The sequence below is a fragment of the Paraburkholderia rhynchosiae genome (assembly GCF_002879865.1).
In the GTDB taxonomy this organism is placed as follows: domain Bacteria; phylum Pseudomonadota; class Gammaproteobacteria; order Burkholderiales; family Burkholderiaceae; genus Paraburkholderia; species Paraburkholderia rhynchosiae.
On the sequence record NZ_PNXY01000004.1, the window covers coordinates 158,722 to 185,379 of the forward strand.

25 protein-coding genes are annotated in these 26,658 nt (G+C 62.5%); 14 read left to right on the forward strand and 11 right to left on the reverse strand.

Going from position 1 to position 26,658, the window contains the following annotated elements:
- Positions 1-101 precede the first annotated feature (101 nt).
- Positions 102-620: a hypothetical protein gene (locus tag C0Z16_RS07280; RefSeq protein ID WP_102631495.1), complete on the forward strand. Its 519-nt coding sequence runs from the start codon at positions 102-104 to the stop codon at positions 618-620.
- Positions 621-698: 78 nt separating this feature from the next.
- A complete protein-coding gene (locus C0Z16_RS07285; RefSeq protein ID WP_102631496.1) occupies positions 699-1,211 on the forward strand; it encodes a hemerythrin domain-containing protein in 513 nt (170 codons plus the stop codon).
- 134 nt (positions 1,212-1,345) lie between these two features.
- Here C0Z16_RS07285 and C0Z16_RS07290 read toward each other — a convergent pair whose 3' ends face one another.
- Complete coding sequence (locus tag C0Z16_RS07290) at positions 1,346-1,846, reverse strand: YciE/YciF ferroxidase family protein (protein ID WP_102631497.1); 501 nt, start codon at positions 1,844-1,846, stop codon at positions 1,346-1,348.
- A gap of 169 nt (positions 1,847-2,015) precedes the next feature.
- Between C0Z16_RS07290 and C0Z16_RS07295 the strand changes: the two genes are divergently transcribed.
- Positions 2,016-2,891 carry a manganese catalase family protein gene (locus C0Z16_RS07295; RefSeq protein ID WP_102631498.1) on the forward strand — a complete coding sequence of 292 codons (876 nt, stop codon included), beginning with the start codon at positions 2,016-2,018 and terminating at the stop codon, positions 2,889-2,891.
- A gap of 95 nt (positions 2,892-2,986) precedes the next feature.
- On the opposite strand, the gene C0Z16_RS07300 is transcribed toward C0Z16_RS07295, so the two are convergent.
- Together C0Z16_RS07300 and C0Z16_RS07305 are read right to left on the reverse strand one after the other, a co-directional pair.
- The gene (locus C0Z16_RS07300; protein ID WP_102631499.1) at positions 2,987-4,231 is read right to left on the reverse strand and encodes a phosphatidylserine decarboxylase family protein; all 1,245 of its coding nucleotides are present in this window, start codon (positions 4,229-4,231) and stop codon (positions 2,987-2,989) included.
- 92 nt (positions 4,232-4,323) lie between these two features.
- Positions 4,324-5,325, reverse strand: a complete 1,002-nt coding sequence (locus C0Z16_RS07305) for a flavodoxin family protein (RefSeq protein ID WP_102631500.1) — start codon at positions 5,323-5,325, stop codon at positions 4,324-4,326.
- A gap of 246 nt (positions 5,326-5,571) precedes the next feature.
- Between C0Z16_RS07305 and C0Z16_RS07315 the strand changes: the two genes are divergently transcribed.
- The gene (locus C0Z16_RS07315; RefSeq protein ID WP_102631502.1) at positions 5,572-6,300 is read left to right on the forward strand and encodes a PIG-L deacetylase family protein; all 729 of its coding nucleotides are present in this window, start codon (positions 5,572-5,574) and stop codon (positions 6,298-6,300) included.
- A gap of 34 nt (positions 6,301-6,334) precedes the next feature.
- The gene (locus tag C0Z16_RS07320; protein WP_102631503.1) at positions 6,335-7,279 is read left to right on the forward strand and encodes a glycosyltransferase family 2 protein; all 945 of its coding nucleotides are present in this window, start codon (positions 6,335-6,337) and stop codon (positions 7,277-7,279) included.
- Positions 7,280-7,322: 43 nt separating this feature from the next.
- Here the strand turns inward: C0Z16_RS07320 and C0Z16_RS07325 are convergent, their stop codons facing one another.
- Complete coding sequence (locus tag C0Z16_RS07325) at positions 7,323-10,004, reverse strand: ATP-binding cassette domain-containing protein (RefSeq protein ID WP_102631504.1); 2,682 nt, start codon at positions 10,002-10,004, stop codon at positions 7,323-7,325.
- A gap of 492 nt (positions 10,005-10,496) precedes the next feature.
- Here C0Z16_RS07325 and C0Z16_RS07330 point away from each other — a divergent pair, with 492 nt between their 5' ends.
- The 8 genes from C0Z16_RS07330 (at position 10,497) to C0Z16_RS07365 (ending at position 19,772) form a co-directional block, all read left to right on the forward strand.
- On the forward strand, positions 10,497-11,792 hold the full coding sequence (locus C0Z16_RS07330) for a glycosyltransferase family 4 protein (protein WP_102631505.1): 1,296 nt from the start codon (positions 10,497-10,499) through the stop codon (positions 11,790-11,792).
- A 108-nt stretch (positions 11,793-11,900) separates the two neighbouring features.
- A complete protein-coding gene (locus C0Z16_RS07335) occupies positions 11,901-12,506 on the forward strand; it encodes a D-glycero-alpha-D-manno-heptose-1,7-bisphosphate 7-phosphatase (RefSeq protein WP_102631506.1) in 606 nt (201 codons plus the stop codon).
- Positions 12,503-13,810: a lipopolysaccharide heptosyltransferase II gene (waaF, locus tag C0Z16_RS07340; protein WP_102631507.1), complete on the forward strand. Its 1,308-nt coding sequence runs from the start codon at positions 12,503-12,505 to the stop codon at positions 13,808-13,810. Before C0Z16_RS07335 ends, waaF begins: the two co-directional genes overlap by 4 nt.
- A 24-nt stretch (positions 13,811-13,834) precedes the next feature.
- Entirely contained in the window at positions 13,835-15,580 is a 1,746-nt protein-coding gene (locus C0Z16_RS07345) for a carbamoyltransferase family protein (RefSeq protein WP_102631508.1), read from the forward strand.
- Entirely contained in the window at positions 15,577-16,656 is a 1,080-nt protein-coding gene (locus C0Z16_RS07350) for a glycosyltransferase family 2 protein (protein ID WP_102631509.1), read from the forward strand. Before C0Z16_RS07345 ends, C0Z16_RS07350 begins: the two co-directional genes overlap by 4 nt.
- Positions 16,653-17,792, forward strand: coding sequence for a glycosyltransferase family 9 protein (locus C0Z16_RS07355; protein WP_102631510.1), 1,140 nt, complete (start codon positions 16,653-16,655; stop codon positions 17,790-17,792). The genes C0Z16_RS07350 and C0Z16_RS07355 overlap by 4 nt, the downstream gene beginning before the upstream one ends.
- Complete coding sequence (locus tag C0Z16_RS07360; protein WP_102631511.1) at positions 17,782-18,738, forward strand: glycosyltransferase family 4 protein; 957 nt, start codon at positions 17,782-17,784, stop codon at positions 18,736-18,738. Before C0Z16_RS07355 ends, C0Z16_RS07360 begins: the two co-directional genes overlap by 11 nt.
- 38 nt (positions 18,739-18,776) lie before the next feature.
- The gene (locus tag C0Z16_RS07365; RefSeq protein ID WP_102631512.1) at positions 18,777-19,772 is read left to right on the forward strand and encodes a UDP-glucuronic acid decarboxylase family protein; all 996 of its coding nucleotides are present in this window, start codon (positions 18,777-18,779) and stop codon (positions 19,770-19,772) included.
- On the opposite strand, the gene C0Z16_RS07370 is transcribed toward C0Z16_RS07365, so the two are convergent.
- Together C0Z16_RS07370 and C0Z16_RS07375 are read right to left on the reverse strand one after the other, a co-directional pair.
- A complete protein-coding gene (locus C0Z16_RS07370; protein ID WP_102631513.1) occupies positions 19,751-21,514 on the reverse strand; it encodes a RecQ family ATP-dependent DNA helicase in 1,764 nt (587 codons plus the stop codon). The two genes, C0Z16_RS07365 and C0Z16_RS07370, sit on opposite strands and share 22 nt — an antisense overlap.
- Before the next feature lie 90 nt (positions 21,515-21,604).
- Positions 21,605-22,813, reverse strand: coding sequence for a zinc-dependent alcohol dehydrogenase (locus tag C0Z16_RS07375; RefSeq protein ID WP_102631514.1), 1,209 nt, complete (start codon positions 22,811-22,813; stop codon positions 21,605-21,607).
- A gap of 175 nt (positions 22,814-22,988) precedes the next feature.
- Between C0Z16_RS07375 and C0Z16_RS07380 the strand changes: the two genes are divergently transcribed.
- Positions 22,989-23,246, forward strand: coding sequence for a hypothetical protein (locus tag C0Z16_RS07380; protein WP_102631515.1), 258 nt, complete (start codon positions 22,989-22,991; stop codon positions 23,244-23,246).
- A gap of 120 nt (positions 23,247-23,366) precedes the next feature.
- On the opposite strand, the gene C0Z16_RS07385 is transcribed toward C0Z16_RS07380, so the two are convergent.
- The 5 genes from C0Z16_RS07385 to C0Z16_RS07405 all read right to left on the reverse strand — a co-directional run bounded on the left by C0Z16_RS07385 (position 23,367) and on the right by C0Z16_RS07405 (position 26,598).
- Positions 23,367-23,978 carry a hypothetical protein gene (locus tag C0Z16_RS07385; protein ID WP_102631700.1) on the reverse strand — a complete coding sequence of 204 codons (612 nt, stop codon included), beginning with the start codon at positions 23,976-23,978 and terminating at the stop codon, positions 23,367-23,369.
- Between the two features lie 70 nt (positions 23,979-24,048).
- A complete protein-coding gene (locus C0Z16_RS07390) occupies positions 24,049-25,218 on the reverse strand; it encodes a zinc-dependent alcohol dehydrogenase (protein WP_102631516.1) in 1,170 nt (389 codons plus the stop codon).
- Positions 25,219-25,528: 310 nt separating this feature from the next.
- Positions 25,529-25,831, reverse strand: a complete 303-nt coding sequence (locus C0Z16_RS07395; RefSeq protein ID WP_102631517.1) for a hypothetical protein — start codon at positions 25,829-25,831, stop codon at positions 25,529-25,531.
- Positions 25,828-26,202: a phage holin family protein gene (locus tag C0Z16_RS07400; protein WP_102631518.1), complete on the reverse strand. Its 375-nt coding sequence runs from the start codon at positions 26,200-26,202 to the stop codon at positions 25,828-25,830. The genes C0Z16_RS07395 and C0Z16_RS07400 overlap by 4 nt, the downstream gene beginning before the upstream one ends.
- 111 nt (positions 26,203-26,313) lie before the next feature.
- A complete protein-coding gene (locus C0Z16_RS07405) occupies positions 26,314-26,598 on the reverse strand; it encodes a CsbD family protein (protein ID WP_102631519.1) in 285 nt (94 codons plus the stop codon).
- Positions 26,599-26,658 lie beyond the last annotated feature (60 nt).

Sequence of the window (26,658 nt, forward strand, 5' to 3'; positions counted from 1 at the left end):
ACGTGCTTGGAGGAAGAGCATTTTCCGCCGATGCACTGTGGCAAAGATGCACACTTCGAGCTTAAATGTGCGGCCACCCATGCGGCGAGGAGAGGAAAACAGTGGCCAAGACTTCTGCTAGCCCGTTCAACCTGGCTGAGCGCGCAATCATCAGCCTGTACGACGGCGGCGTATTGTCGCCCGCCGTCCTTGAACGGCTTCTCGCCGCATTCTCGCAAGCGAATCCCGACTGGGAAACTGAGCCCACCGAGCGCTCCGTGGACGGACGTTCCCTGCACGAAGTTGTTGCCCTGACGATGCTGCCCGGCGAGTCGCCACGCGCGGCACGCAAGTCGTTCACGTCCGTGATCGAGCACATTGCGGGCACCGCGAAAGCGAAAAAGTCCGCACGCAAACCGACGAAAGAAGAAGACGAAGAACCGTCAGCGGAAGACGACGATAGTGCCGAACTCGCTGAACAATTATCCGGTCGCACGGGCAGCATGAGCACCACGCGCGGTGCAAGCGGTGGCGGCAAGTCAAAGACCAAAGCTGACGAAACGTCCACCAAACCGCCGGCGAAAACGGCCGCATTCAATCCGCTTATGAATGCTGCGGCGCCGCGTAAAGGCAGAAGCTGAGCCGCTTTCCGATGGGCACAGTGCTTGCGGTACTCGCCTCAAACGTGCCGACAGGCGGCGTTCACCATGGAGAGCGACATGCCCGAAAAATCATCGAATCCCAACACCGACGATGCACTCGAATTGCTCATGGCGGATCATCGAGCGGTTGAACGGCTTTTCACCGCGTTCAAGCAGGCAAAAGACAATGATCAGGAAGCGAAGGCAACCTTGGCGCAACGGGCCTGTGAGGAACTGACCGTTCACACCATCATTGAAGAAGAACTGCTTTATCCGGCCGCGAGCGAAGCCCTGCCGTCAAGCGACGTAGTCGACGTCGAAGAAGCGTACGTCGAGCATTTTCTCGTCAAGACGTTGATCGGCAAATTCGAAACGCTGAAGGCAGGCGACAAAGGCTTCGATGCGACGTTCAAAGTGATGAGCGAAATGGTGCAGCATCACGTCGAGGAAGAAGAGAACGAACTGTTTCCCGAATTGCGCAAAGCGAATTTCGATGTGAAGGCACTCAGCCAAAAGATCGCGAAACGAAAGACGGAACTGCAGAGCAAACTCGATGCGGTCGGAAGCCGCGCTGTCGGCGACAAAACCTGACGCGTGCGTAGCGGGCGAGGACGCACCCGCGCGTGCGCCGCACATACAAAAACCCGCCCTGAAATGGGCGGGATATCAACATCAACACACCTGTACCGCGCTAGCTGCGTTCTTCACTGCGCAAGACACCACGCTTACCGTTGCTGCTTCGCCTTCTCGTTGCCGGCTCGCTCGGCGAATTCGGTGAGCTTCAGGTCCGTGGCCTTTTCTTCTTCCAGCGTTGCTTTCAGCAGATTCACGGCTTCGGTAAAGCCCAACTGCTTGCCGATTGCGCAAAGGCTGCCATATGTGGCGATCTCGTAGTGCTCTACCTTCTGCGCGGCGGCGACAAGACCTGCATCGAGTACCGCGCCTCTTTCCATTTCGTCGATAAGCTCCTGCCCTTCCTCGATCAGACCTTCCATCGCGACGCACTTCATTCTCTTTAACTTCACGCCGCTCGTTTCTACAACCTGATCGATTCTTTCTACCTGTCCTTGCGTTTCCTCCAGGTGAATCTTGAACGCCTCGCTGAGTTGCGGATCGGACGCCGCCCGCGAGAGTTTCGCTAATGCTTTGGTCAATTGCTTTTCGGCGCTATAGATATCCGAAAGCATGTGAACGAACAGATCGTCTATGGTCTTTCGCTGTGTCATGTGCGACTCCAAGTCATGTTCAGGAGTCCATCATCGCGCAACAGATGTGCCCGGCGAGCGCAACGCGCGTTCAATCCACTCGCGCGCACCGCATTCGTTCCGGGTATGCCGCATGCGCGGGCTGCCATGCAGTCCGCAGTTTCCCCAACCATGCTCAACGGAGAAGCCAATGTTCGTTCACAACAAGCGACTTCAATATACAGTGCGTGTCGCCACCCCTAATCCGGGCCTTGCCAATCTGATGCTCGAGCAGTTCGGCGGGCCTCAGGGAGAGCTTGCGGCCGCATGCCGGTACTTCACCCAGGCCGTCGCAGAAGACGACCCGGGCCGCAAAGATTTGCTGTTCGACATCGCAACGGAAGAACTGAGTCACCTCGAAGTGATCGGCTCCATCGTCGCGATGTTGAACAAGGGCGCGAAGGGTCAGCTCGCCGAGGGTGTCGAGCAGGAGGCGGATTTGTATCGCTCGCTGACGGGCGGCGGCAATGACTCGCACACGACCGCGCTGCTGTACGGCGGCGGGCCTGCGCTGACGAACTCCGCGGGGGTTCCGTGGACGGCCGCCTATATCGACACGATCGGCGAGCCGACCGCCGACCTGCGCTCGAACATCGCGGCCGAGGCGCGCGCAAAGATCGTCTACGAGCGGCTTCTGAACATCACGGACGATCCCGGCATCAAGGAAGCACTCGGCTTTCTGATGACACGCGAAATCGCACACCAGAAGTCATTCGAGAAAGCGCTGCACTCTATCCAGCCGAACTTCCCACAAGGTAAATTGCCGGGCGTTCCCGAATTTACAAATGTGTACTACAACATGTCGGCGGGCGAAGGCGACGCACGCGGTCCATGGAACGAAGGGCCGGAATGGGAATTCGTCGAATCGCCACAACCCGCAGTGGATGGCGGCGACGGTCTGCCGACCGTCAACGTGACGCAAGCGGATGTCGAAGTGCTCGGCGCGCTGGCTTCGCGCACCGCTTCCAATACGACGACAGATCCGGTGACGGGTGCGGACCTGGGATCAGGGCAGCAACCGGGCTAATCGGCGCGTACCGCGATGGGACGCCTCGTAAGAAAAATGCCGCGGAGCGCCTGGCGTTTCGCGGCATTTCGAACAGCCGGATTGCCTCGCTCCCACTATCTCGCCGTCGCAACGTGCGTATTCACCTTGACTGCGGACGCATGCTCAAACGGAGGTTGAGGAACAAAACTGCTAATCACGCCCGGTTCGAACACGAGGCAGCACGTCGAGCCGCCGTACTGGAAGAAGCCGATTTCGTCGCCCTTCGCGACGCGTTGTCCAGGCAGCGCCTCGATCATGCACGACGACACATCGGCCATGCCGACGAACACGCAGCCGACCTGGCCAATGGCGGGATCGTCGCTTTCGATCACGATCACCGCGCGCGCCGCAACCGCCGTGATATAGCCCTGCGAGTCGTTCAGACCGCCGGGGTCACGGCCTTCCGCATCGGCGTTCGAGTAATACGTGCCGTCGAGCGCATACGCCTTTCTGATGACTCCGCTTACCGGCGCATGCCACCGGTGGTAGTTGAACGCGCTCAGAAAGCACTGGTGAATGGACCCGCCGACGAAGCGCTGGGCGAGTTCCCGCTGGCTCGCGGTGAACATATCCACCAGCGAATAAGGCTGCGCCTTGATCCAGAAAGTGTCGCTCAGTTTGGCGTCCGTCTGGATGTTATAGGGCGCCGCCTCGCACGCACTAACAATGATCTTGTCGTTATCCGGCTGATCGACCGGTCTCGCGCCCTCGCGGAACCGGCGCGTGAAAAAGTCGTTCCACGAAGCAAAGCCCCAATACGGCTTGTCCCGATCACAAACGAATTGCGACAGGCCGATCTTCTTCTCGGCCGCCGGAGAGAACCATCCATTCGGTGCAGAAGTATTCAAATGCTCTCGCGAGTGCGGCCCACTCAGAAACCCGCACCAGCAATTGAGCACGCGCTTGAGTTGCGCGTTCAGCGCGGGATCGCGAAAGAGCGCGTAGCCCGAAGGCATGCACATCGGCCAATCGAGCACCGCATTCAATGGGCAGTGAATCAGACTGGTTTCGCTGAACGGCGGCGCATAGGTCATCACGTAGTCGATGATTGTCATCAACTCTTCGATCGACGAATAGCCGAGTACATAGCCTTCCTCGAGCGCCTGATTGATCGCGCGCGTCATGTCCATCCGGAGAACCGGATCTCCGTTTACCAGCGCGGCGAGGTTTTCCACAGCAGCCATTCGCGGCGCGTGGGCCGCGCGAGCGCGGGCTCTTTCGGCGAGGTCCGTGCGGTATTGCGCAAGATGCGCCTCATTGGTCGGCAGCCAGCCACCGAGCCGCCGTCGTTCAGTCGCTGCATCCCGCTTGTCTGTCATGCTCGTCCCTTCCTGGTTGCGTTCACAATCGAAATACCGCTGCGGTCCGTTATTAATGCGCAGCCACCGTCTCAGCCGCAGCGCGGTAACTGTCACTTCGCACGCGGCGTTTCCAGCGCGTCATCGGGCTGTCTGCGTCCGTTGCGGATCTGCTCGACGCATTCGGCCACCGCCTCGGCCACGTTCACGACCTCTTTCTGTAGATCGACGTCGCGGTCCAACGCCGCGTGGCTCGTCGCATATGGCTCGTAGTAGCCGATAAAGCGATCGAGTTGCGACTTCTGACCGGATTCGATCAGACCCATCCAGCCGAGCCAATCGCTCAAGGCACGACGTGATCCCTCGATACCCGCGACGTCGCCATGCACGACGATGCCGTACGCCCTGCCCGCCAGGTGCTTTGGATAATCCCAGCCGGCAAGCTCGATTCTTTTTGCTTCGTCGGCCTTCTTGCCATGGGTCGACGTCGGGTCAGGATTGCCGCCGTCCGCACAAACGAGGCGATCCATCAGTAATTTCAGCGGACTGCTCACCTGATACCAATAGACGGGAGTGACAAATATCACGCCGTGAGCCGCTGAAAAGCGTTCGTAGATCTCGTTCATCCAGTCGTTGACGAGACCGAGCGAATGATTGGGATAGCAACTGCACGGCCAGTGACAAAGCGCCATTGCCGTGGACACGCAGCCTTTGCACGGATGGATATGCAGATCGCGATCGGAATTCAGGCGCGACAGATCGAGAAAATCCACGTCGAAAGCCCGACGCTCGACAGCGCCTTGCGCGATCTTCGCGAGACGGAAGCTCTTCGACATTTCGCCGGGACACGTATAGTCGTTTCGCGATGAGGCATTCACGATCAGCACACGCGAACGGGTGGCCGGGTCGCGTTGCCGGGCTTGCGCGGCCTTGATCCGTTCACTCGCGGCGCGCCATTCGACGGACAGATCGTAGTCAGGATCGGCATAGCCAACGCCGGCCTTAACTGTGACCGGCGATTTGCGCGCGTTCGAATAAGCGTCCCACGCGATAGCCTCCAGTCGCGCAATCGATTCATCTTCCGCGCGAAAAGCCGGATCGTAGAACCGCGCCATGAAGCGTTCGCGGAAGACCTCGCGAGAAAGTTGCTCCGTGACCTGCCCTTTACGGACTTCGACGGGTATGGCCGCCGCCGACGGGTTCTTCGATTCGCTCACGACGCCCCATGTAGTCAAACAGTACAGTCAACGCATAGCAAAGTGCGTTCCTCTTGTCCCCGGCTTGCAGTTCCTCCGGGGACGAGGTCCGCGATTTGCTGATGAACCATTTGTGTTCGCGCTTCAGAAGCACTTCCATCACCTATGACGCAATCGCGCTACCGTCTACTCGTCGTTTCTCCACATCTCGACGACGCCGTATTGAGTTGCGGCATGTTGCTCGCCGCAAACCCGTCCGCCGTCGTCTGCACGGTTTTCACGGCGCCGCCCCGCGAGAACATGTTGACCGACTGGGACCGCCAATCGGGCTTCGACGACGCGTTGCAGGCCATGCAAGCCCGTAAGAAAGAGGACATTCACGCGCTGCAGATCTTAGGCGCGCAGCCTGCCCATCTGCCCTTCTGCGATGCGCAATATCGGCTCACTCCGTCGCACGAGAGTTTGGTCGACGCACTCGAACAAACGTTAGATGAGCACAAGCCGGAAACAGTGATGATCCCGTTGGGCCTGTTCCACTCCGATCACACGCTGGTGTCCGACGCGTGCCTCGCGGTAATGCCGGGCATGCGTCGCGTCCGGTTCCTCGCCTATGAAGATGTGCCCTATCGGCACATGGAGGACCTGGTGCCGAGGCGCATTGCAGAACTGACGAAACGCGGCTATATGCTGGGCGTCCCAGACGATCTCGACACCGCCGCCACTTGCGGCACCGCGCAAGAAGAGCGGCTGAAGCGCGAAGCAATCGCCGCCTATGCGAGCCAGTTGCGCGCATTCGGTCCAGAAGGCGAAGCCGCGCTCTACTCACCGGAAAAATATTGGCTGCTGCAAAGATTTGAAAACAAACTGAAACCCGGAGGCACATCGTTTGCTTGAAGCGGGCATTGCCTCGTTAAGAAAAAAGAACAGCATGGAAAAGACATCGCTTTCCCGGCGCATTTCGGTAGTCGTTCTGACACACAACCGCGCCGACGAACTTGTCGCTACTCTCAAGCGCTTAGTCGCCCTTCCAGAAAGCCCGCCCATCTTCGTGGCGGATAACGGTTCGAACGACAATACAGTCGCGCTCGTGAAGACGCTGTTTCCGACCGTATGCATCGTCGAATGCAGAGGCAATCTCGGCGCGGCCGGGCGCAATCGCGCCGCTGCCTACGTCGGCACGGACTATGTTGCGTTTTGCGACGACGACACCTGGTGGGAACCAGGCTCTCTCCAACGCGCGGTGCAACTCCTCGATGCGTGGCCGAATGTCGGTGTATTGAGCGCGCGCGTCGTGGTAGGAGAAGACAAGATCACCGACCCGACCTGCTCGGTGATGCGCGCCAGTCCACTCGGCAGCGAGGGCTTGCCTGGCCCCGCGTTGATCGGCTACATGGCGGGCGCGTGCGTGTTTCGCACATCGCTGTTTCGCCAGTTAGGGGGCTATGAGCCGCGCCTTTTTATCGGCGGCGAAGAAGAACTCGTCGCGCTCGATGTGCTCGCATCGGAGCACGCCATTGTCTATTGCGATCAATTGACCGTGCATCATCACCCGTCGCCGGCGCGCGATAGCGGCTTGCGGCGGCGCACGCTCGCGCGCAACGCCGCCTGGATTGCGTGGCTGCGCCTGCCTTGGCCCGAAGCCTGCCGCGCGACCATGCAGGCGCTCACCACATTCGCACGGGAAGGCACGCTCGCGCGCGACGGCCTTCCCATGCTGCGCGGTCTCGCATGGGCGTTGAGACGGCGCAACATGGTGCCGCATCATGTGCTGAATCTCCGTGAGCGCGTGCGCGCAGGCGAGCGGCAGATAGCAGCGCCGGCACCGAACACTCGCGCGAAGCCTACGGTAAGCAAAGCGAACGCGCGCACCTGAACTGCTCAACGGCTACCTTCAGCCACTACGCCGTGCGATCGTTCTACGCGCCGGTACGCGCGGACGCCATCGCGAGGTTACGAATCTCGCCGATCAGCTTCTCCGGCGAAACCGGCTTTGTCAGATGCGCCTGAAAACCCGCCATCTTCGCGCGCATGCGGTCTTCGCTCTGCGCATAGCCGGTCAACGCGATGGCCGGCACGCGGTCCTGTAGCGGCAGTTGCCGCTCGGCTTCGAGCCGCCGCAAACGGCGCAGTACGTCGTAGCCGTCTTCATCCGTGAGCACGATGTCGCATAGCAATGCATGCGGCCATTGCGTCGTGGCCGTATGCGCGAGCCAGTCCAATGCTTCCTTGCCCGACGACGCGGTTCGCACACGTGCGCCGCTCGATGCGAGCACCGCTTCGAGCGCGTCGAGTGCATCTTCCTGGTCGTCGATAGCCATGACGAAGAGGCCTTCGAGTGGCGATGCGCCGTCGATCACCAACGGCCACGGCGCCGCCGGCGACCTCGAATCCGCGTCGGCCAGCGGACGCAGCGGCAACATCGCCACATACGCAAGCCGGCCATTCAACGGCATCAGCGTGAAGCTGCCGCCCGCGGCGGACAGCGCCTCTTCCATATAGCGCGCCGCCGCTTGCGACAATTCGGCGGGCTCCTCGCCCATGCCCAGCACGCTGACCCACGCGTGATTGTTGTGCCGCTCGACGCGCAATTCGATGCGCTGCCCCGGCTTCGCCTGCACGATCTCATTGCGGCACAGTTCGGCGATCAGCGGTTGAAGAACACTCGGATCGCCGGTCACGCGCAGATCGTTGTCGCTGATGTCCGGGTACAAGGTCACGCGCCGCGCAGCGATTTCGTCGTGCAATGCATCGATCACGCCGGCCATCAATGCCGCGAGACTCACCGACTGCGCGGTGAGCTTGCGCTGCGCGTGCTCCAGTTCTCCCTGCTGCCATTGCAGAGACCACATCTTCGCGTAGACGCCATCGCGCGCAAGCAGTTCGCGGTGCGTGCCCTGCTCGACCACGCGGCCATGCTCCATCACGAGAATCCAGTCGGCGTCGACCACCGTTGAGAGCCTGTGCGCAATCACAATCGACGTGCGACCCTGCGCGAGCCGCGTCAATTCGGTTTGTATCGCCCGTTCGGAGCGCGTATCGAGCGCGGACGTGGCCTCGTCGAAAACAATGATGCGCGGGTCCTTGAGGATCGCGCGCGCAATCGCGATGCGCTGCCGCTCGCCGCCCGAAAGCCGCACGCCGCGTTCGCCGACGCGCGTGTCGTAATGATCCGGCAAACGTTCGATGAATTCGTCGAGCTGCGCCGCGCGCGCCGCACGCACAACGTCCGCGCGCGTTGCGGAAGGCCGGCCGTATGCGATGTTGTAGGCGATGGTTTCGTTGAACAGCACCGTATCTTGCGGCACGATGCCGATGGCTTCGCGCAGGCTCTTCTGCGTAACCTGCCCGATGTCCTGGCCGTCTATGCGGATCTTGCCGCCATTCGGCTGATAAAGACGAAACAGCAGTTTCACGAGTGTCGACTTGCCCGAGCCGCTTCCGCCGACTATCGCCAGCGTCTTGCCCGGATACGCGTGGAAATCGACGTCGCGCAGTATCTGCCGCGCTGGGTCATAGCCGAAATCCACGTGCTCGAATGAGATTTGCCCGGCGCTCACCATTAGCGGCTTCGCGGCGGGCTCGTCGATATCTTCGCCCACGCGGCCGCGGGCCATCAGTATTTCAAACATACGCTCGACGTTGACCATCGCGTCGTTGGTCTCGCGAAATACGAAGCCGAGCGTGTTCAACGGCATGCAGATCTGGATGACGTACGCGTTCACCAGAATCAGATCGCCGACGCTCATACTTCCGGCCACCACATGCTGCGCCGCGAGGAGCATGATCGCGCCGATGCCGAACGCGATCACCGCGCTTTGCCCCACATGCAGCGCCGTCAGCGCGCGCTGGTTCGCGGTTCTCGCATGCACCCATTTCTCGAGTACGGCGCCGAGGCGCCGCGTTTCGGTGTCTTCGGTCGCGAAGTATTTGACGGTGTCGTAGTTGAGCAGACTATCCACGAGCCGGCCATCCGACTGCGCCTCCAGACCATTGACTGCACGCTGGAATGCGACCCGCCGCCGCGTGAAAATGAATGTATAAGCCGCATAGCAGACGAAAGTCGCGGCAATCGCGATCATGAACCCGCGCGCGTAGTTGTGAATCATGATCGCGACGATGGTGGCGATCTCGAAGGCTGTCGGCACGATTGTGAACAACGCGACGCCGAGCAGAAAGCCGATGCCGTCAGCGCCTTTCTGCACGTCGCGCACGATTGCGCCGGTCTCGCGCCTGGTATGAAAGCGCGCACTCATCCGATGCAGGTGAGCGAAAGTCCGCTCGGTAAACGCGGCCACCGTGCGCTGCGTGACGATGCTGAATACCACGTCGCGCGCTTCGTTCAGCGCGTCGCCGAGAAAGCGCAGCAACGCATACGCTAGTACGAGGAATACGGGAAACAGCGCTTGCGCAACAGGATGCCCCAATTCGTCGACAACATGCTTCAGCGCGAGCGGCATCAGCACGGTGGAGAGCTTGGCCGCGATCATCAGCAGCAACGCGGCTACGGTCTGATTGCGATAACGCCAGACCGCGCGCATGAGGTCCGCGGCAATGCGGCGGGTCAACTGGGAACGGGGCAGCGTGGCGGGGTTCGGCATGGTGTCCCTGTGAGGGTCGGCGCGGCGCAATGGGCCGCCGCCGAAAAGTGAACTTGAGCAGGTTCGCAGGCGGGTTCATAAAGCGGCGCAACGAAAAACGCGGAACAGGTTTGCCGCGCCGAGGCCCATAACGAGCAAGCGTTGAGCCCGCCATCGGACAAAACTTAGCACAGCGAGAACGTGAACGACAGCCACTATTAAGGGCGCATCGCCGTGCAAAAACTTCGCGCTTCTCCCTCGCCCGCTGCTCGAATTTACATGACCGCTTGTAGAAAAAGGGAACGCCACACCGCTTGTTTCCTTTGAAAAAGGGAACGCTACAGCGCTTCTCCGTACCCCGCGCCATATTGCGCTTCGCGGTCTGCCGCGAGCTTATAGGCACACGACATGCTGTGGCCGGGTAACAGCGTCGTATTGCGCGAAATTGCATAAGAGTGCTCAGCAAAGCGCGCCATTGATGCCCCGCTAATGCCATCTCGCGAAGGATTGTCAATGAAGATCGCCCTCATCAGTGAACACGCCTCGCCCCTCGCCGTTGCCGGAGGCGTCGACAGCGGAGGACAGAACATTTACGTCGCGAATGTCGCGCGTCAACTGAAGGAGATGGGTCATCAAGTGGATGTGTTCACGCGGCGCGACCGCGCGTTGCTGCCGCTCGTGTCCGACATGGAGGGCGTCCGCGTCATTCATGTTCCAGCCGGGCCGCCGATGCAGTTGCCCAAGGAATTGCTGCTGCCTTTCATGGATGAATTCGCCGCATTTCTCATCGAGTTCTTTCGCCGCGAGAAGACGCCCTATGACGTGATGCACGCGAACTTCTTCATGTCGGGTCTCGCCGCGTTGACAGTGAAAGCGGCGCTCGGCGTGCCGCTCGTTATGACGTTTCATGCGCTTGGCCGGGTGCGCCGGATCCATCAGGGAGCAAACGACGGCTTCCCTGACGAACGTTTCGCGATCGAGGACGACCTGGTTGCGCAGTCCGACGTGGTAGTTGCCGAATGCCCGCAGGACGAAGCGGACCTGATCGAACACTACCAGGCCGACCCCGCGCGCATCGAGATCGTGCCGTGCGGTTTCGACGCCGACGAGTTTCATCCGATGGATCGCGCCACCGCCCGTGACGCGCTCGGCTGGCAGCAGGACCAGTTCACCGTGCTGCAACTGGGGCGCCTTGTGCAGCGCAAGGGCATCGACAACGTGGTGCGCGGCGTCGGCCTTCTGAAGAAAGCGTTCAGGACGTCCGCGCAACTCTATGTGGTGGGCGGCAACTCCGACGCACCGAACGAGAAGGCCACGCCGGAAATCGCGCGCTTGCGCGGCATCGCACGCGAATGCGGCGTGGCCGATCAGACCAACTTCGTCGGACGGCGCGGGCGCGCGCAATTGCGCTACTTCTATAGCGCCGCGGACGTATTCGTGACGACACCATGGTACGAGCCGTTCGGCATCACGCCCGTCGAAGCAATGGCCTGCGGCACGCCGGTAGTCGGCGCCGATGTGGGCGGAATCCGCTATTCGGTAGCCGACGGCATCACCGGCTTCCTCGTGCCGCCGCGCGATCCAGCCGCGCTGGCCGCGCGTCTGAACCTGTTGCGGCGCGACCCCGCGCTCGCGCGCCGCATGGGCGAAGCGGGTCTCGAACGCGCGCGCAAGGAGTTCACCTGGCGCGGCGTGGGCGAATCGCTCGCGCAAATCTATATGCGCACCGCGCGGCTCGTGCCGGCGAAAACCGCGGAGGAACGCGTGGCGGTTCCGTTGCGAGCCGCGGCCGGCGCGTCGTTCCGCTAGGAGGCCACATACCGACGCTAGCTGCGACACAGCCTGGTTTTGCCGAGCCGAGGCGGACGCGTTGTCCGCTTCCGGCGATTCGCTCACGTTTTCCGCACCGCCTTCATCATGTTGCAACCCGCTGTGTTTTTCGACAAAGACGGTACGTTGCTCGACGACGTGCCCTACAACATCGATCCCTCGCTGATGCGCCTCGCGCCCGGCGCGCGCGACGCGTTGACACTGCTCGCGAGCCAGCCGTTCGCGCTCTTCGTGATCAGCAATCAGTCGGGCGTCGCGCTCGGCAAGTTCCAGCGCGCGGCGTTAAAGGGAGTGGAAGCCGAACTCGCGCGCATGTTCGTCGAATGCGGCGCAACGCTCTGCGGCGCGTACTGGTGCCCGCATCATCCCGACGGCACGGTGGCGCCCTACGCGACCGGCTGCGATTGCCGCAAGCCAGCGCCCGGATTGCTGCTGCGCGCGGCTCGCGAGCACAAGCTCGATCTCGCGCGAAGCTGGTTCATTGGAGACATTCTCGACGATGTCGAAGCGGGCAACCGCGCGCGATGCCGCACGATTCTGCTCGACAACGGCCATGAAACCGAGTGGATAGAAGGACCACAGCGAGTGCCGACCGCGCGCGCCGCGGATCTGCACGAAGCGGCGCAAATCGTCGCGCGCAGTGCCGAAGCCGCGTCGCGCCCCGCGCCCGCCGGCGAGGAAACCGCTCAATGAATGCGCCGCTTCTGATCGTTCAACCGACGTTCGCTCACGCTCGCGTGCCCGACACGCCGCAACTCGCGCATTGGGGCGAGGACATCAAGCGCATTCTGTGCGTGCGGCTCGACAATCTCGGCGACGTGCTGATGACCACGCCCGCGCTGCACGCATTGCGCGAGTCGGCGCCCGGCCGTCATATCACGCTCCTCGCGTCGCGCAGCGGCGTGGCGCTGGCGCCGTTTCTGGATGATGTCGACGACGTCATCGAATATGAAGCGCCGTGGGTCGCGAATCCGCTCGCGAGTTCACGCTCGCTCGCCGACGATCGACGCATGCAGGAACGCTTGCGGCGCGGCGGCTTCGACGCCGCCGTGATCTTTACCGTCTATAGCCAGAGCCCGTTGCCCGCGGCGATGCTGTGCTATCTGGCGGGCGTCCCACGGCGGCTCGCGCATTGCCGCGAAAACCCGTATGCGCTGCTCACGGACTGGCTGCGCGAGCCGGAGCCCCAACAGCGCACGCGTCATGAAGTCGAGCGGCAGCTCGACCTCGTGCGTCAGGTTGGCGCGCAAGCGCCCGACACGCGCATGCGTTTCGCAGTGCAGCAGTCCGATCGCGAGACGCTGCACGCGCAGTTAACCGCGAGAGGCATTGACGATAAATCGCACGGCAAGGCGCAAGGCAACGCACTGGAAAAAGCGCAATGGATCGTGCTGCATCCAGGTGCCACCGCCGCATCGCGCCGATATCCGCCCGAGCGCTTCGGCCAGGTGGCGACGCGCCTCGCGCGCGAGACCGGCGCGCCGCTGCTGATCTCCGGCAGTGCGAGCGAGCGCTCTCTCGCCGATGCAGTGATCGACGCGGCCGCGCCTGCCGTTCGCGGGCAACTGCACGATTTGAGCGGCGCGCTCACGCTCGGCGAACTTGCGGCGCTGATCGAACGCGCAAGCGTACTCGTTTCGAATAACAGCGGGCCGGTGCATCTCGCATCGGCGCTGGGCACACCGGTCGTCGATCTGTATGCGTTGACCAATCCTCAGCACACGCCGTGGCAAACGCCGAATCGCGTGCTGTTTCGCGATGTCGAATGCCGCTGGTGCTATCGCAGCGTATGTCCGCAACATCATCACGCATGCCTGCTTGGCGTGGCGCCTGGGGAGGTCGTGAACGCGGCGCTCGAATTGCGCGCGCAAGTGCAGTCGCGCACCGCGGCGGCCGCGTCCAGCTCTTCCGGCACATCCGGTTCGTCCGAAAACCAATCCAACGCCCACCACAGCGACGCGGCGCCGCCGCTCGCCGATGAACCCGTGGCTCCCTGAAACCCACTCTTACTGCGAACGCCCATGTACACACTCGGAATCAATGCCGTCTATCACGACAGCGCCGCAGCCTTGCTGCGCGACGGTGTGGTGCTCGCCGCAGCGGAAGACGAACGCTTCACGCACGTCAAGCATGCGAAGCGCCCCGTGCCCTTCTCGACCTGGCAACTGCCGTTCGATGCGATCGACTACTGCCTGAAAGCCGCCGGCATCACGCTGGGAGACGTCGACCATGTGGCGTACTCCTACGATCCGAGCCTCTTCAGCGGCATGCCCAAGCGTCCCGGCGCGACCATCGAGTTGCCGTTCGATCCGGCCAACACGCGCCTCTCCGACCCGTCGGCGTCGCCGTGGGACCCGCTGTTTCTGAGCTACATCGCGAACGCCAAAGGGCAATTGCTCGACGGTGCGCCGCATCATCTGCGCAAACGCTTTCAGGGCGTGGACCGCGACAACGGCTTCAAGTGGCACTTCGTCGAGCATCACCTCGCGCATGAGGCGAGCGCGTTTCTCGCCGCGCCGTACGACGACACCGCCGTGCTCACCATGGACGGCCGTGGCGAAGGCGTGACGACCAGCATGGGGCAATTTGTCGACGGCGAATACACGCGGCTCAAACAGGTAGAACTGCCGCACTCGCTGGGTCTGCTCTATGAAGCCGTGACGGACTGGCTAGGCTTTCTGCATTCGTCGGACGAGTACAAGGTGATGGCCCTCGCCTCGTACGGCAAGCCGGAATACGTCGACGTGTTCCGCGACATCGTCCACTATCGTGGCGACGGCAGCTATACCGTCGACGCCCCGCGCCTCGTCAAACGTTTCGGCCCGGCGCGCGAACGCGGTGGTCCGCTCGAACAGCGCCATTTCGACATCGCGCATTCGTTGCAGCGCGTGCTGGAGGAAACCGTGCTGCAACTCGCGGGCTGGTTGCATGAAAAGACGGGTCTGAGCAAGCTCACCATGGCGGGCGGCGTCGCGCTGAACTGTGTGATGAATTCGAAGCTGCGCGACGCGGGCCCCTTCGAGGACGTATGGGTGCAGCCCGCCGCAGGCGACGCCGGCACTGCGCTCGGCGCGGCGCTGTGGATCGATTACCGCACCCGCGCCGAGAACGGCGACCGCAAGCGTCATTGGACAATGGATCACGCGTACCTCGGCCCCGAGTATCCGGAAGAGGAAATCGAACAGTTCCTGCAATGGTCGAAGGTGCCTTATCGGCGGCTTGGCGACATTGCCGGTGAAACGGCCGACCTGCTCGCCAACGGCCAGGTGATCGGCTGGTATCAGGGCCGCACGGAGTTTGGTCCGCGAGCGCTCGGCGCGCGCTCGATTCTCGCGTCGCCGGTCGATCCGCACATGCAGGCCAGGCTCAACGAGATCAAGGACCGCGAGGACTTCCGTCCGGTCGCGCCGGTCGTGATGGAAGAACTCGCGAGCGAATGGTTCGTGAACGGCAACGTCGCGCCGTTCATGCTGTTCGTGTTCGACGTGCGCGCCGAGAAGGCCGCGCGCATTCCGGCCGTGCGGCATGTGGACGGCACCGCACGCGTGCAGACCGTGAACCGCTCGCAGCATCCGCTTTACTACGACTTGCTGGCTGCGTTCAACGAGCGCACCGGCGTGCCGATTCTCGTCAACACGTCGTTCAATACGCGCGGTGAACCGATGGTGAATTCGCCGCGCGATGCAGTCGAGTCGTTCTGGACTTCGCCGCTCGACGCGCTCGTGATCGGTCCGTTCCTCGTCGAGAAAGCGCGGAGCGGCGCATGAGTCCGTCCGCTACGGGACCGCTCGACGTAGGAACCAGATTCGGCAATCCGCAGAGCGCGGCCGAGCCGATTGCCGCCGGCTATCCGGGTGTGCTGCTGGCGCACATGGATGTGTCGGTGGTCGTGCCGACTTATCGCCGGCCCGATCTGCTCGCCGCTTGCCTGCGCGCACTGACTGCTCAGGACTTTCCCGCTGGCCGCTACGAAATCGTGGTCTGCGACGACGGTCCCGACGACGCCACGCGCGCGTGCGTCGCACGGATCGCGGCCGAGCAGGCCAAGCGCGGCCTCGCGGTGCGCTATGTACCCGTGACCCGCACCCAGGGCCCGGCGGGCGCGCGCAATGCCGGCTGGCAGCAAGCGCGCTCGCCAGTGATCGCCTTCACCGACGACGACACCTTGCCCGATCCGCAGTGGCTGCAAGAGGGTCTCGCAGCGATTCGCCAGGGCGCGGCTGCCGCCGCGGGCAGAATCGTCGTGCCGCTGCCGGCCTCGCCGACCGACTATGAAGCGGACGCCAGCGGGCTGGAGAGCGCCGAGTTCGCGACCGCCAATGTATTCGTCGCCCGCAGCTTTCTGACGATGACAGGCGGCTTCGACGAACGCTTCACGTCGGCCTGGCGCGAAGACTCCGATCTGCAATTCACGTTGTTGCAAGCGGGCGGCAAGATTGTGCGCGCGAACGAGGCGGTGGTCGTGCATCCCGTGCGCCCCGCGCGTTGGGGCGTGAGCATCTCGCAACAAAGGAAGAGCCAGTTCGACGCGCTGCTCTACAAGAAGCACCCCGAACTCTTCAAGGCGCGCATTCGCTCGACGCCTCCGCTGCTCTACTACCTGATCCTGTGCGCCGTATTGGCCGCGCTGATCGGCGCACTCATCGGCGATGCGGCCACATGGACGATCGCACTGCTGGCGTGGTTCGTGCTGACCACCTATTTCTGCGTGATGCGTTTGCGCGGACGGGATCGCGGTTTGCGACACATCGCTGAAATGGCGTGGACGTCCATTCCCATTCCGTTTCTTTCGATCTTCTGGCGGCTCTACGGCGCCGTCCGTTACAAGGTGCTCTTTCTATGAATGCAGCCTCGTTCCTCGCGACACTCGCGCCGCGCCGCATCGTGATTTTCCGTGCACTGCAACTCGGCGACATGCTGTGCGCGGTGCCCGCGTTGCGCGCGCTACGCGCGGCCGTGCCACAAGCGCATATCGCGTTGATCGGCTTGCCGTGGGCGCAGTCGTTCGTCGAACGTTACACGGATCTTGTCGATGAACTGATCGTGTTTCCAGGCGCGGAGGGCTTTCCCGAGCAGCCCGAATCGAACGAGGGACTGCCCGCGTTTTATGAGCAGATGCGCGCGCAAGCTTTCGATCTGGCGATCCAGTTGCATGGCAGCGGCGGGATCGCGAACGATCTGCTGCTTCAATTCGGCGCGCGCGCTTACGCGGGCTTCGTGCAGCCTGACGAGCCGCAACGCGATGGTGTATTCATCGGCTGGCCCGATGACTTGCCCGAGTCCGAACGCTACCTTGCATTGATGAGCGCGCTGGGCGTTCACACTTCCAATCGGCAGCTGTCGTTTCCGCTCAGCGAACGCGACGGCGACGAATATGCTTCGCTGATGGCCGCGCACGGCCTCGAAGCTCAACGTCTCGTGCTGGTTCATCCTGGCGCGCAATTGCCGTCGCGCCGTTGGCCCGCAGAGCGTTTCGCGGAAGTCGCCGATCGTCTCGCCGCCGACGGCTGGCAGATCGCCATCACCGGGACCGCTGCAGAAGCGCCGCTCACCGGCGCGGTGCTCGGCGCGATGACCGCGCCCGCGTTGCATCTGGCCGGCACGACGTCGCTCGGCGGACTTGCCGCGCTGGTCGCTCACGCACGGCTCGTGGTCTGCAACGACACCGGCATTTCGCACATTGCCGCGGCCATGGCCACTGAATCCGTTGTGATCGCTTCGGGCAGCGACACGCAGCGCTGGGCGCCGCTCGACCACGCGCGGCATCGCGTGCTCGCCGACTATCCGCCGTGCCGCCCCTGCATGTTCCGCGAGTGCCCTTACGGCCATCCCTGCGCGCTCAATATCAGCGTCGATCGCGTCGTCGAGACGGCGCGCGCGCAACTGACTCAGGTCCACGGCGCTCATCCTGCCGCTCCGTACGCATTGCATACACAGCCCGAAGGCGGGCCGTTCGAGGAGTTGCATCATGTTGCGTGACTGCCGCCGTCTCCGTGTGCTGACATGGCACGTGCACGGCAACTATCTGTATTACCTGACCCAGGCGCCGCACGATTTTTATCTCGTCACGAAGCCCGGCAATCCGCCCGGGTACGCGGGCAAAGTGGGCGTGCTGCCGTGGGGCGAAAATGTGCACGAAATCAATGCGGACGATGTGCCCGATCAGGAATTCGACGTGATCCTGTATCAGCATAAAACGCATTGGGAATACGACCGCGAGCATGTGCTGAGCGAAGCGCAGCGCCGGCTTCCGCGCGTGTATGTCGAGCACGATCCGCCGCAGGAAAATCCGTTTCAGCAATGGCATTGGGTCGACGATCCGGACACGCTGCTAGTCCACGTCACGCACTTCAATCAGTTGATGTGGGATTGCGGCGTCACGCCGACGCGCGTGATCGAACACGGCGTGGTGGTGCCCGAAGGCGTGCGCTATAGCGGCGAACTCGAACGCGGCATTGTCGTCGTGAATCATCTCGCGCAGCGCGGGCGGCGGCTTGGTGCGGACGTATTCGCCGAAACACGCACCCGTGTGCCGCTCGATCTCGTCGGCATGGATGCGCAGCGGCTCGACGGCATCGGCGAAATCGGCAATCTCGAACTGGCCGCGTTCAGCGCGCGCTATCGCTTCTTCTTCAATCCGATTCGCTGGACCAGTCTCGGGCTCGCCATCGTCGAAGCCATGACGATCGGCATGCCGATTGTCGGTCTCGCGACCACCGAACTCGCGACCGTTATCCGCAACGGCGAAAACGGCTTCGTGCATACGGACGTGAATGCGCTCGTCGACGCAATGCATGAACTGCTGCGCAATCCCGACGAGGCGCGGCGTCTGAGCGAAGGCGCGCGGCGCACCGCGCTGGAGCGGTTTCACATCGACCGTTTTGCGCAGGACTGGCACGACGTATTGCTGCAAGTCACCGCGTAAGGCCGCGTTTCGCCGAACTATCGCAAGGACGACGCATCATGAAAGAACTTACCCGCAAGCGGATTCTGGTCACGGGCGGCGCCGGCTTTCTCGGCTCGCACCTGTGCGAGCGGCTCGTGACGCAAGGTCACGACGTGCTGTGCGTCGACAACTTCTATACGGGCACGAAGGACAACATCGCGCATCTGCTCGACTGCGCGAACTTCGAGTTGATGCGTCACGACGTGACCTTTCCGCTTTACGTCGAGGTGGATCAGATTTATAACCTCGCGTGCCCCGCTTCGCCGATTCACTATCAGCACGATCCGGTGCAAACCACCAAGACGAGCGTGCACGGCGCGATCAATATGCTCGGCCTCGCCAAGCGCCTACAAGCCAGAATCTTCCAGGCGTCGACAAGCGAAGTGTATGGCGATGCACTCGTGCATCCGCAGAAAGAAGATTACTGGGGCCACGTGAATCCAATCGGCCCACGCTCGTGTTACGACGAGGGCAAGCGTTGTGCGGAAACGCTCTTCATGGATTACCGCCGTCAGCATGGGCTGTCCATTCGCATCGCGCGTATCTTCAATACGTATGGGCCGCGCATGCATCCCGCCGATGGCCGCGTCGTATCGAACTTCATGATGCAGGCGTTACGCGGCGAGCCGCTCACGCTGTATGGCGACGGCTCGCAAACGCGTTCGTTCTGCTACGTGGACGACATGATCGACGCGTTTATCCGCTTGATGAATACGGCCGACGATCCCGGCGGCCCGGTCAATCTCGGCAATCCGTATGAGGTCAGTATGCGCGAGATCGCGCAACGGATCGTCGCGATTACGGGCTCCAATTCGCCGCTCGAATTGCATCCGTTGCCAACGGATGACCCGTGGCATCGTCAGCCGGATATTTCGCGCGCTCGCGAATTGCTCGGCTGGCAGCCGAAAACCTCGCTTGACGACGGCCTTGAAGAGACTGTGCGTTACTTCCGCGCGCGGATCGAAGCAACCTCCGCACGCGAGTCCGCGGCTCAGCGTCCGGCTCTGACATAACTCGCCAGAAACGTGCGCGTGCTGCCGTCGGGGAACTGCACAGCCACCTGTTCCCCGCTCGCGAGCGCAACCTCGCCCGCACCATAGCGCGGCACGCGCACAGCGTCGCCAGGCGCCCAGATATGCGGCTTTTGCGGCTCCTTTTTTTGCGGCTCCTTTTTCTCGTGCGGCCCGACCTGATTCGCCGAGGCTTCGGCCGCAACGAGCGCGTCCGGCGCGACGTCGATTTGCGGCGGGTTCACGCAGTTGTCGCAGACGCCGCAACGCTCGATAGCGGGAGTGTCGCCGTAGTAGTCGAGAATCGCGCGCCAGCGGCATTGGCCAGTTTGTGCATAGTCGATCATCTGTTGCAGCGTTTCCCTGTCGTGCGCGCTCATCTGTTCGAATTGCGCGGCGGCTCGGGCAACCGTATCGCGTGCGGACTCCTGCGCGTCTTCACGTGCTCGCAGCCGATAGCGTCGCTGCCGGTCGCGGCCGGCCACACGCGCGTCGACCAGCATGTTCAGCGCAACTTCCAGTTTGCCCGCGCCCACATCCGCTAATGCGTCTTTGAGCGCGGCCAGTGTGACGCCCCTGGGTTCTTCGGCAATACGCGCCGCCAGCGTGTCGTAAACCCGTTGCGCGAGTTCGACGCTCGGATAGCGTCCCGCCAGAAAGAACTGCTGGATGCGCCGGTCGTTCAGATCGAAGAGCAGCACACAATCGGCCGGTTCGCCGTCGCGGCCCGCGCGGCCCGTTTCCTGATAGTAAGCGTCGAGGCTGCCGGGAATCTGGTAATGAATCACGAAGCGTATGTCCGCTTTGTCAATGCCCATGCCGAACGCGTTGGTCGCGATCATCAAGCGCGTGGCGCCCGACATGAACTGCTCCTGCGCTTCTTCGCGCGCGGCGGTCCGCATTTGTCCGTGATAGCGCGAGACCGATTCGCCGGCCTCCGTCATCCAGCCGTATATGCGATCGACGTCGCGAACGGTGGCCGCATAGACGATGCCCGTTCCCTTCAGCGACGCAATCAGCTTCGACAGTTGCTCGCGTTTGGTGGCCATTGCGCGCGCCGCGCCGTCCTTGCCGCCCGCCGCGCTAACTTGCACCACGCGATAGCGCAGATTCTCGCGATAGGTGCCCGTCCGAACCACACGCGGATCGCGCAACGCGAGCGAATGCACGATGTCGTCGATCACGCGCGGCGTGGCCGTTGCGGTTAACGCGAGCACAGGCGGTTGCCCAAGCGCCTTCACCGCGGCCGCGATCTCGAGAAACGCAGGACGAAAATCATGTCCCCATTGCGACACGCAGTGCGCCTCGTCGACCACCACGAGGCCCACGCGATTTTCGGGGCGCGCACGCAACGTCTCGATGAAAGCCGGCTGCGCAAGACGCTCCGGCGTCACGAACACAATGCCGCTATCGCCCGCCGCGATGCGTTGCAGCGCCTCGCGTTCGGCACGGCTACGCAGCGTGCTGTTGACGAGCGTGCAGTCGATGCCGGCCGCGAGCAGCTTGTCGGCCTGGTCCTTCATCAACGCGATCAATGGCGACACGACGAGCGTCGTGCCGTCCAGATGCAGCGCGGGCAATTGGTAGCACAGCGACTTGCCCGCGCCGGTTGGCATCGTGGCAAGCGTGTCCCGATGTTGCAAGACGCTGCGGATAATGTCCTCCTGGCCGGCGCGCAAACGCGCGATGCCGAACATATCGCGCATGGTCTTGCGCATGCTGCGAAGCCGCTGGTCGACTGTCATGGTTGGAAACAGGAGTCCTTGCGGGCATTGACGCCCGCCGTGATATGAAAGCGAAAGGAAGTCCCCGCAGGTAACGTCGTGACGCTTCCCTCACGGTTGCAGCTTCACCTTGATCCAGCCCGGCTCGCGATTGTCGAAGGCACGGTAAGCCTCGATCGCGTCTGTGATCGGCTCTCGCTGCGTCAACACGGCAAGCGGATCGAACGACCCGTTGCGCACTATTTCGACGAGATGCGGTGTAATCGCGCGATGGTTGCAGTTGCCCATGCGCACGACGAGATTACGGTTCATCGCTTCGCCAATCGGAAAAACGCGATCGTTCTGCGGATACACGCCGATAATCGACACGGTGCCCGCTTTCGCAACCGCCCTCACCGACCACGTCAACACTTGCGACGGTCCGCTGCCAGGCCGCCAGTTATCGCCGTCCGGCTTCGCATCCGGCGCGATGTCCTTCACTTCCTTGTCGAACGCCTGTTGCCGATCGCGCTCTTTTTGTGCGGCGGGACCGCGCTCGGCACGCGCGGCGTCGACGCCTACCGCGTCGATCACCCGATCCACGCCGATGCCGCCGGTCAGTTGCAGGATGATGTCGACGGGATCTTCCTCGTCGAAATTGATGACTTCGGCGCCTTGCGTGCACGCCATGTCGAGGCGCGACGCAATGCGGTCCACCGCAATGACGCGGCCCGCGCCCATCAGTTTCGCGCTCGCGATAGCGAACTGGCCGACCGGTCCCGCGCCGAATATCGCCACCGTGTCGCCGGTACGAATGCCCGCGAGCTGCGCGCCGAAATAGCCAGTGGGAAAAATATCGGAGAGCAGGATCGCGCGGTCGTCGTCGATTTCATCCGGTAAGCGGATCAGGCTCGCGTGCGCCATTGGTGTGCGCGCGTATTGTGCCTGGAGGCCCTGGAATGGGCCGGTTGTTTTGGGGCCCCCGAAGAATGCCGTGCCGGCGCTCGCGCCATTCGGGTTCGCGTTGTCGCATTGCGCGGTGTAGCCCGAGCGGCAGTATGCACAGTAGCCACAGGAGATCGTCGACGGAATCAGCACGCGATCGCCCTTGCGCAGATTGCGCACACTGCGGCCCACTTCCTCGATCATGCCGATTCCTTCATGGCCGAGAATCGTGCCCGGCACCATGCCGCCCATCGTGCCCCGCACCATATGCAGATCCGTGCCGCAAATCGCGCTCGACGTGAGACGCACGAGCGCGTCGGTGGGCTGCTCCAGTTTCGGTTCGGGAACGTTGTCGAGACGAATGTCCCCTATGCCGTGAAATACCACTGCTTTCATGTGCATTCTCCTTCTCTTTCGGTCAGGACAGTGTCGCGGCCCGCGCGTGCTTGCGCGCATCGAAACCGCGGGCCTCTTCAGCGACGCAGCAAAACAGAGACCCACACGCGCCGCAGCGGGTATCGCGCTTGCTCGACCCCTTGCGAGCGTGAATCAATCCTGAAAGGAGAAAGCCATGAGTCAAGAACCGTCCGATCCCGTCGAACGCGCGGACAAGCGGCGCGAAACACTTCGCGACGGCGACGTGAAGGTCAAACCCGATGGCACAGTCGAGCAACGCCCACATGGAAACATGGATGCAACGCTCGTTCCGAAAGGAAAAGAGCATCCGTCCGAGGGGCCGTATGCGCCTGAGCATGATCACGTCGATCCGGATCTCGAGCCGGGTGGCGCTAAGGGGCATCCCACCAGTAAGCGGGACTTGTCCGCTTGACATTTGTCCGCTCGAATTGCAGCGCGTGACGGCGCGGCACCGAAACAGCTAGCAAAAAAGTCCACGGACATAGCCAACGCAAGAAAGCGTGCCCGCCACGCGGCAGGCACACTTTCGTGTTTACGCTTCGCCTGTGACGCTGCCCGCTCGCCGGCGTTCGACCTTGGCCGCGGGTTGCTGTTCGCGCGTGTATGGCGCGAGCGCATCGGGCGTGCGCATATCGCGAGGTGTTTCAAAGTCCGACAGCGCGGCGCCGCGCATCTCGGCGGGCGAGTTCGCGAAGCCTGTGCGATCGCGATAGTCGACCGAAGGCAAACGCCGCGCACTGGCCGCGCAATTGGCGGCATAGACGTCGAGCGCTGTGACGCATGCAACGTTCACGGCCGCCACCGTCGCACGTTGCCGGTCGCGCGCGCTGAGTTTGTTCGACGACAACGCGAGCGTGCCGAGATCGAGTGCATCGCCGCCCACACGTGCCCATAAAAATGGCCGCGGATTGCGCGATGCGAGTATGCCGACACCGCACGCCACTTCACGCAATCCATAGAACCGCATCGCGCCCGCGCCGGTCTCCACGCCCGCGACCCGCGCCATCATGCGCGGTGCAACGAGTTCCGCGAGGCCGAGCGCGATGCTGAACCACCCAAGGCCACGCGCGACCGAATCCGGCTGCGGCAATCTTTCCTTCAGAGCGCGACCGCTCTCCTGCTTCGCTTCAGAACGAGAATCCATTTGCATCACCTTCATTCATCATAGAGGCCGGCCAGCACGCCGGATTAATGGACCAGAGACGTGCAGCCGTTTATGGTTTGAGCACGACCTTGATGCAACCGTCTTCCTTGTCGCGGAACGTCTTGTACATGCGCGGACCTTCATCGAGCGCGACCGTGTGCGTGATGACAAACGACGGATCGATCTGACCTTCCTGGATTCGCCGCAACAGGTCGTCGGTCCAGCGGTTCACGTGCGTTTGTCCCATGCGCCACGTCAGGCCCTTGTTCATCGACGCACCGAACGGCACCTTGTCGATCAATCCGCCATATACGCCCGGCACCGACAACGTTCCGGCGGGACGGCATACGTAGATCATTTCGCGCAGCACATGCGGCCGGTCGGTTTCGAGCATCACGGCCTGCTTCGCGCGGTCGTATATCGCATCCACGGAGCGCGTGGCGTGCGATTCCATGCCGACGGCGTCGATACATTTTTCGGGGCCTTTACCGCCGGTGAGTTCCTTCAGGCGCTCCAGCACGCTCTCTTCCTTGAAGTCGATCGTGATCGCGCCGCCCGCGCGTGCCATAGAAAGACGTTCGGGCACGCAATCGATTACGATCACCTGCTTCGCGCCGAGCAGCACGGCGCTGCGAATCGCCATTTGACCGACCGGCCCCGCGCCCCAGATAGCGACCGTATCGGTCGGTTCGATATCGCACTGCACCGCGGCTTGCCAACCGGTCGGGAAAATGTCGCCGAGGAAAAGCACCTGCTCGTCGGTGAGGCCGTCTGGAATCTTCACGTGCGTTTTGTCCGCAAAGGGCACGCGAACGAATTCCGCCTGCCCGCCTGGATAACCGCCCGTCAGATGCGTGTAGCCGAAAAGTCCGGCCGTAGTGTGGCCAAACAGTTTATCGGCGAGGTCCTTATTGCGGTTACTGCGCTCGCACACCGAGAAATTGCCGCGCCTGCACTGATCGCATTCGCCACAGATGATCGTAAAGGGCACGACGACGCGGTCGCCAACCTTCAGCGCCGTGTTCTCGTTGCCGACTTCCATCACTTCGCCCATGAATTCGTGGCCCATGATGTCGCCGGATTCCATGCCGGGCATGAAGCCGTCATAGAGGTGCAGGTCCGAGCCGCATATCGCGCAACTCGAAACCTTGATGATCGCGTCGCGTGGATGTTCGATCTTCGGATCAGGTACGCTGTCGCATCGAATGTCTTTCTTGCCATGCCATCTGAGCGCCTTCATATATCCCTCCGCACTGAACGGTTCATTTGTTCGCTGGTGTCCGGGGACGAAGACAGGCGCGCCCCACAGGTTTCCAAGGGTGAGCAATGGCCATTCCGCGAACCCGGCAATAACAGCGGGACGCGCACATGTGGGCGAGAATGCGTTGAGCAAGTGGATGATCGTTACGAAGGTCGCGCGTCACCGCGCTAGCAGCGAAAACACGCGCATATTGGCGCGCATCGCAACGCGCCGCGATGGAGAACCCGCGATAGTTGCTACATCGCGCATGTAAATCCGTTGCACCGTCATGCGCGCGCCGCGGGCCACGTTAGCGCTGAAACACGTTTCTCGCGGACTTCGTGAGCCACGCCATCACGCCGGAGCGTGCCAGCGTGCCGATCGCCTTGCGGGGTCCGAGAAGGACAGCGGCAAGACCGGCCGCCAGAACGAGTGCCACGTAAGGCGTGTCGGCGAGCGAAGTGATCACGTTGACGGCCGGCACACCCGCCCTCGTGGTTCGTCGCGGCGCATACAGCGCCAGGTTTGCAGACAGCAATTGCGCGCGCGAAGTGGCCATCCGCTGAAGAATGGCCGCGCGGCGTTCCTGATGCCACGCTGGATCATGTTTCATTTGAGAGCATCCTTCAGGGCTTCGAGGTCGGCGGACATTTCGTCGCGCAACACATGCAACGGCTCGGCGGGTTTCTGCGTCCTCATCATCGCGAAGGTGGCAATCGATATGAGCAGCCACGCGGCGGCGACGCCCCACGCTACGCCCACAACGTATGGCGTATTCCATGCCGTGACGATGATGGCCACGCAAAGAAAAGAGAGCGTGAACATTGCGGCGACCGCGAGCACCACCATTGCGATGACTTCGCGAACCAGGCGCGCTTTTGCCTCGTCCAGTTCGAGCGCCAGGAGTTCGGCGTAGTCGACGGCGCGATTGGTACAGAAGCGCGCCACGTTGCGCCACTGGCTCACTTTGGAATGTATCGACATCCTGTATCTCCCGCCAGCAATTGCGCCGTCGCAGGAGATTCGCCGCCGGATGCCTCAACCGGCGACGAACCCTCCATCGAGACGATGCAATCGACTCTGTGCCAACCGTATCTAACGGTAATCCCTGTCGCTACGAACATCGCGCGCGGTGGCCGAGCGCAGCGCACCGAGAATGAAGCCCGCGGCCGCCGCAATCGCGAGCGCGGTGAACGGCCGCTCGAGGGTCGACTCGCGCACGACATCGGTGAAATCGGCCCACACCTGCTGCGCTTTTCCGCTGAATTCGCGGGCCGTGCCGGCCATTTGCGTCCCGGTGTCGCCGAGCATTTCGCCCGCCGTCTGCTGCACCTTGCCGCCCATTTCGTTCACTACCCCTTCCACCTTTCCTGTTTCCATGTCCGCTCTCCGTGGTTTGCGCGCACGAGGGTGCACTGCGCTGGCCGCGCTGCCGGAGTT

Bases quoted from the DNA above. Each gene is read 5' to 3' on its own strand.
- C0Z16_RS07345 (WP_102631508.1), top strand. From the start codon at position 13,835: ATGTACACACTCGGAATCAATGCCGTCTATCACGACAGCGCCGCAGCC.
- C0Z16_RS07385 (WP_102631700.1), bottom strand. From the start codon at position 23,978: ATGGATTCTCGTTCTGAAGCGAAGCAGGAGAGCGGTCGCGCTCTGAAG.
- C0Z16_RS07400 (WP_102631518.1), bottom strand. From the start codon at position 26,202: ATGTCGATACATTCCAAAGTGAGCCAGTGGCGCAACGTGGCGCGCTTC.
- waaF (WP_102631507.1), top strand. From the start codon at position 12,503: ATGAATGCGCCGCTTCTGATCGTTCAACCGACGTTCGCTCACGCTCGC.
- C0Z16_RS07360 (WP_102631511.1), top strand. From the start codon at position 17,782: ATGTTGCGTGACTGCCGCCGTCTCCGTGTGCTGACATGGCACGTGCAC.
- C0Z16_RS07285 (WP_102631496.1), top strand. From the start codon at position 699: ATGCCCGAAAAATCATCGAATCCCAACACCGACGATGCACTCGAATTG.
- C0Z16_RS07305 (WP_102631500.1), bottom strand. From the start codon at position 5,325: ATGGCGCGGTTCTACGATCCGGCTTTTCGCGCGGAAGATGAATCGATT.
- C0Z16_RS07330 (WP_102631505.1), top strand. From the start codon at position 10,497: ATGAAGATCGCCCTCATCAGTGAACACGCCTCGCCCCTCGCCGTTGCC.
- C0Z16_RS07290 (WP_102631497.1), bottom strand. From the start codon at position 1,846: ATGACACAGCGAAAGACCATAGACGATCTGTTCGTTCACATGCTTTCG.
- C0Z16_RS07370 (WP_102631513.1), bottom strand. From the start codon at position 21,514: ATGACAGTCGACCAGCGGCTTCGCAGCATGCGCAAGACCATGCGCGAT.
- C0Z16_RS07320 (WP_102631503.1), top strand. From the start codon at position 6,335: ATGGAAAAGACATCGCTTTCCCGGCGCATTTCGGTAGTCGTTCTGACA.
- C0Z16_RS07300 (WP_102631499.1), bottom strand. From the start codon at position 4,231: ATGACAGACAAGCGGGATGCAGCGACTGAACGACGGCGGCTCGGTGGC.
- C0Z16_RS07405 (WP_102631519.1), bottom strand. From the start codon at position 26,598: ATGGAAACAGGAAAGGTGGAAGGGGTAGTGAACGAAATGGGCGGCAAG.
- C0Z16_RS07325 (WP_102631504.1), bottom strand. From the start codon at position 10,004: ATGCCGAACCCCGCCACGCTGCCCCGTTCCCAGTTGACCCGCCGCATT.
- C0Z16_RS07355 (WP_102631510.1), top strand. From the start codon at position 16,653: ATGAATGCAGCCTCGTTCCTCGCGACACTCGCGCCGCGCCGCATCGTG.
- C0Z16_RS07365 (WP_102631512.1), top strand. From the start codon at position 18,777: ATGAAAGAACTTACCCGCAAGCGGATTCTGGTCACGGGCGGCGCCGGC.
- C0Z16_RS07315 (WP_102631502.1), top strand. From the start codon at position 5,572: ATGACGCAATCGCGCTACCGTCTACTCGTCGTTTCTCCACATCTCGAC.
- C0Z16_RS07390 (WP_102631516.1), bottom strand. From the start codon at position 25,218: ATGAAGGCGCTCAGATGGCATGGCAAGAAAGACATTCGATGCGACAGC.
- C0Z16_RS07395 (WP_102631517.1), bottom strand. From the start codon at position 25,831: ATGAAACATGATCCAGCGTGGCATCAGGAACGCCGCGCGGCCATTCTT.
- C0Z16_RS07350 (WP_102631509.1), top strand. From the start codon at position 15,577: ATGAGTCCGTCCGCTACGGGACCGCTCGACGTAGGAACCAGATTCGGC.
- C0Z16_RS07375 (WP_102631514.1), bottom strand. From the start codon at position 22,813: ATGAAAGCAGTGGTATTTCACGGCATAGGGGACATTCGTCTCGACAAC.
- C0Z16_RS07380 (WP_102631515.1), top strand. From the start codon at position 22,989: ATGAGTCAAGAACCGTCCGATCCCGTCGAACGCGCGGACAAGCGGCGC.
- C0Z16_RS07295 (WP_102631498.1), top strand. From the start codon at position 2,016: ATGTTCGTTCACAACAAGCGACTTCAATATACAGTGCGTGTCGCCACC.
- C0Z16_RS07335 (WP_102631506.1), top strand. From the start codon at position 11,901: ATGTTGCAACCCGCTGTGTTTTTCGACAAAGACGGTACGTTGCTCGAC.